Source organism: Polynucleobacter yangtzensis, assembly GCF_001595965.1.
Lineage (GTDB): Bacteria > Pseudomonadota > Gammaproteobacteria > Burkholderiales > Burkholderiaceae > Polynucleobacter > Polynucleobacter yangtzensis.
In genome coordinates, this window is record NZ_LOJI01000012.1 from 1 (window position 1) to 280 (window position 280).

The 280-nt window shown below is 49.3% G+C and carries 1 protein-coding gene; it reads right to left on the reverse strand.

All coding sequences use genetic code 11. The annotated features are described in order from the left end of the window. Positions 1-280, reverse strand: a 280-nt coding sequence (locus JaK3_RS05715) for an AMP-binding protein (RefSeq protein WP_150114213.1), incomplete at both ends; no start/stop codon positions are given.

A 280-nucleotide genomic window follows, 5' to 3' on the forward strand; every position in this document is an offset into this window, starting at 1 on the left:
GCCCCACTATCACTCAGCATGAACGATAGACGTTGGGCTGGATAGTCAGGATCTAATGGTAGGTAAGCAGCGCCCGCCTTGAGGATCGCTAACAGCGCAACAATCATCTGTGGTGAGCGATCTAGGAGCAATGCGACGATCTGCTCTGGTCCAATACCTTGACTGATTAAGTAACGCGCTAATTGATTAGCCCGAGCATCTAACTGCGCATAAGTGAGGCTTTGCTCTTCATAAACAAGTGCAATCGCTTCTGGTGTTCTAGCCACTTGGGCAGCAAATA